This window comes from Peribacillus cavernae, assembly GCF_003989135.1.
Taxonomy (GTDB): Bacteria; Bacillota; Bacilli; order Bacillales; family DSM-1321; genus Peribacillus; species Peribacillus cavernae.
Map to the genome: position 1 here is coordinate 1 of NZ_RYZZ01000062.1, position 3348 is coordinate 3348.

Sequence of the window (3348 nt, forward strand, 5' to 3'; positions counted from 1 at the left end):
CTTCATTGTCTGCGTTAGCATCAGCCTGAGCATCATTTTCGGCAGTAGCTTCATTGTCGGCCTGTACATCGGCTTGCGCATCGTTTTCAGCAGTAGCTTCATTGTCGGCATTGGCATCAGCCTGGGCATCATTTTCAGCATTAGCGTCAGCCTGTGCATCCGCATTACTCTCGGCATTAGCATCAGCCTGTGCATCGGCATTACTCTCAGCATTGGCATCGGCCTGAGCGTCAGCATTATTCTCGGCATTGCCATCGCTGTAAGATGATTCATCCTGATCCCGTTCTATATTATAAAGGTCACCCTGTTCTCTCTGTCTTTTCTTTCTTTTTTTCTTTTTCTGTTTAGAATCCTCATTACCCGACTTGCTATCTTCCATCTTATTAACGGCATTGAGACCATTTCGTTTTCTCTTTTTTTCTTCCTTTTTTTTGCGATTCAAATCATCGTTTTTATCCAAGATATCTTCTCCTTTCGGTTATCTATTGTCATTATAGTAAGGACTGTCCAAAGTTGTTCGGGCCAATTAATCTAAAAAAAGCGGAAATTATAAAACATTTTTGTTTTTTAGTGTAATGAACTATGGGAATTCTATATTTAATGGGAAGGCGATAGGAAAATATGGATTCGGAGTCTCAAGGCCGCCTGCTTTTTCATATATTGAAGTAAAAAAAGGAGTAGGATCCCATATGAGAAATATAACAATCATTCTGTCTGTACTTCTATTATTCGGTTTATTGATATATTGGTTATTCCCCAAAAAAGAAGCATTGCCCGTTTTAAAAAATATCTCTTCTTTTGAAATGGAAAATGTCCACGACGGTACTTATCGTTTCGATAAAGGAAAAGTGAGACTGGTGACTTTTTTTTATACGAACTGCCCGGATGTATGTCCATCGACAATGACTGACCTGAAACAGTTGCAGGAGCAATTTAAGAATCAAGAAATATTTGCTTCAGAAGCTGAGCTAATTTCGATTACCCTTGATCCGGAATTTGATAATAAAGAAATAATCCAAAAATACGCATCGGCTTTTCAGGCAGATCCTGACGGCTGGAAATGGCTAAGGGATACACCTGCCGAAACGAAATCAATCGCCGCCAAGTTCCAAATGAATTATAAAAAAACAGAAGATGGATTTGTCGCACACAATACGACAATGTATTTAGTCGATGAAAACAACCAGATCCGGGCAACTTACGATATGGCCAATCCCTCCAAGCCTGTAGATCGAGAAAAGATTCTGAAAGACATTCATCAGCTGTTAAAATAAGCTAGCGAGATAAAAGAATCTAATTTAGCAGTAGACACTTTTGCATAAAAGAAATGAAATGGGGAATATTATACGTAAAAATTTCGATAAAGGTGTGGACATAATGCCATATATTCTTTCCACCTCCCATATCAAACTGCCTCATCAAGTTTCTCAGGAATCTGCGATGGATTTTGCGAGGGAAATGTTCGGATCGTCTTTTAAAGATATCGAAAGGCTGCTCAGGGCCTTTAAAAACGGTCAGGTTGATACCCGTTACTTTTCAAATGATCTTGAATGGTTTAAAGAACGGCATAGCTTTGAAGAAAAGAATGAGATATATATTGACCAGGCGGTTAAGTATGGCTGCATGGCGATTAGCGGGTGCCTGGATCATCCGGACTTTTTAAAGAAAAAAATGGAACCTGAAGAGATTGATGCTTTTTTCTATATTTCGAGTACAGGACTCTCAACTCCTACGATTGATGCAAGAATCATGAATGTACTTGCCTTTAATCAGCATACAAAAAGAATCCCGATCTGGGGCCTTGGTTGTGCCGGGGGCGCGGCCGGGCTTTCGCGGGCTTATGAATATTGCAAAGCATTTCCAAAATCCAAGGTTGTTGTTCTCTGTGTTGAGCTTTGCAGCTTAACCTTTCAAAAGAATGATAGTTCAAAAAGTAATTTGATCGGCACATCCTTGTTTTCAGATGGCGTCAGCTGCGCGCTTGTCTGCGGTGATGACGTTGACCGTAAGGGTGTAAGCAAATTGGCTTTCAGTCCAAACGTAGTATCCACCCAGTCGACACTTATGCCGGATTCCCTAGACGTCATGGGTTGGGAAGTGAAGAATGAAGGCTTGCATGTGATTTTTTCAAAGGATATCCCGACAATCGTTAAGAATTGGTTAAAGCCCAATGTAGAAGCACTTTTAACAGCAAATCAGATATCTTTGGAGGATATAAGACAGTTTATTGCACATCCTGGCGGTAAAAAAGTGATCAAGGCCTATGAAGAAGCACTTGGATTCGATGAAAAGATGACGGAAATATCGATGAATGTTCTGAAGGAATACGGGAATATGTCTTCAGCGACTATTTTATACGTGCTCGAACGATTCATGCAAAAGGAAGCGGGCGCTGGCGATTTAGGTCTTGCTGCTGCACTGGGGCCAGGGTTTTCTTCAGAGCTTTTATTATTGAGGTGGGAATAATGGCTTTCTGGCTGTTTATATCGCTCGTCGTTCTGCAGCGGATCATCGAGTTAATCATTGCCCGAAAGAACGAAGGCTGGATGAAAAAGCAGGGGGCGATTGAATTTGGACTGGCCCACTACCCGTGGATGGTAATGATGCATATCAGCTTTTTCAGCAGTTTGATACTTGAAGTCATTTTAATGGACCGGAGCAGCACATCTTTGTGGCCGTTCTGGCTGTCGCTCTTTCTCGTAGCACAGGCAGGAAGAGTATGGGTGATCACTTCCCTGGGGAGATTCTGGAATACAAAAATTATCGTCATGCCCGAAGCGGCAGTGACCGCAAAAGGTCCGTATAAATACCTGAAGCACCCCAATTACCTGGTGGTTGCCGTTGAAATCATTGTCATTTCACTGCTGTTTAATGCCTATGTGACCGGAATTTTATTCTCGTTATTGAACGCATGGATGATGACCGTCCGGATACCGGAAGAAGAGCGGGCCTTAAAAAGCCTGACCCAATATGGGACGATTTTCACACAGAAAAACGGAGATTGAAGAAATATTCGAAATTTTTTGCTGTAAATCTGCAAAATTCTTATTGAAAATGATTATCGTTCGTGATACCATCATAAATGAAGATGAAAGTTATTCTCAAGTAGAAAAAGATCCAAAAAATAAAAGGACGGTGTTCTTCATGGTATGGTTTTTTGTCCTAGTGACTGTCATTACATATTTATCCGTGATGAAATACGTTTTGAAAAACATTCAACAACCTGTAAAAGCAGCTGACAGTCATGCGAATCACTTAGAAAAAGGCCGTAAAAAATTAGTTCCCGCACACACAACCAGGTAAAGCACCTGGTTTTTGTGCGACGGGCAGTCGCATAGAGTGTGGAAG

The 3348-nt window shown here is 41.1% G+C and carries 4 protein-coding genes; 3 read left to right on the forward strand and 1 reads right to left on the reverse strand.

Going from position 1 to position 3348, the window contains the following annotated elements:
- On the reverse strand, positions 1–460 hold a 460-nt coding region (locus ELQ35_RS22315; protein WP_221884999.1), incomplete at its 3' end, for a hypothetical protein.
- A gap of 229 nt (positions 461–689) precedes the next feature.
- Between ELQ35_RS22315 and ELQ35_RS22320 the strand changes: the two genes are divergently transcribed.
- The 3 genes from ELQ35_RS22320 (at position 690) to ELQ35_RS22330 (ending at position 3005) form a co-directional block, all read left to right on the forward strand.
- Positions 690–1274, forward strand: coding sequence for an SCO family protein (locus tag ELQ35_RS22320; protein WP_126867368.1), 585 nt, complete (start codon positions 690–692; stop codon positions 1272–1274).
- A 103-nt stretch (positions 1275–1377) separates the two neighbouring features.
- On the forward strand, positions 1378–2466 hold the full coding sequence (locus ELQ35_RS22325; protein ID WP_126867369.1) for a type III polyketide synthase: 1089 nt from the start codon (positions 1378–1380) through the stop codon (positions 2464–2466).
- Positions 2466–3005 carry an isoprenylcysteine carboxyl methyltransferase family protein gene (locus ELQ35_RS22330; protein WP_126867370.1) on the forward strand — a complete coding sequence of 180 codons (540 nt, stop codon included), beginning with the start codon at positions 2466–2468 and terminating at the stop codon, positions 3003–3005. The genes ELQ35_RS22325 and ELQ35_RS22330 overlap by 1 nt, the downstream gene beginning before the upstream one ends.
- Positions 3006–3348 lie beyond the last annotated feature (343 nt).

Coding starts and splice junctions, on each gene's coding strand:
- ELQ35_RS22320 (WP_126867368.1), top strand. CDS start 690: ATGAGAAATATAACAATCATTCTGTCTGTACTTCTATTATTCGGTTTA.
- ELQ35_RS22325 (WP_126867369.1), top strand. CDS start 1,378: ATGCCATATATTCTTTCCACCTCCCATATCAAACTGCCTCATCAAGTT.
- ELQ35_RS22330 (WP_126867370.1), top strand. CDS start 2,466: ATGGCTTTCTGGCTGTTTATATCGCTCGTCGTTCTGCAGCGGATCATC.